At 57.5% G+C, this 259-nt stretch carries 1 pseudogene; it reads right to left on the bottom strand.

What is annotated here, in order from left to right:
- Nucleotides 1-259, bottom strand: a pseudogene (locus ABR397_RS23930) (type VI secretion system tip protein VgrG); the annotation flags it as partial.

The following is a 259-nucleotide window of genomic DNA, read 5'->3' as shown; positions in this document are numbered from 1 at the left end:
ATGGTACGCTTCGCCATACAGGGTCTCATCGCCCCGCGTCACATCCACTTCGGCATCCATACCGTACTGCGGCAGCGCGTCACGGTAGTCATAATCCCGGGTCGCCACTTTACCTGCCACCACCTGATGCGCGGTTTCCATGCCCCATACCGCGTCTTCTTCCCCGCCGTGCATGCCTGATGGAGGGCGGGCCGGCATATAGACATTAAACTGGTAGTAACGCTGATCGTCGTAAAACTCCACCACGTCAATTTTCAGC

It is taken from the genome of Photorhabdus viridis (genome assembly GCF_040256935.1).
Classification (GTDB): Bacteria; Pseudomonadota; Gammaproteobacteria; order Enterobacterales; family Enterobacteriaceae; genus Photorhabdus; species Photorhabdus viridis.
The sequence above is the reverse complement of the archived record's forward strand: the minus strand, read 5'-3'. Positions and strand labels throughout refer to the sequence as shown.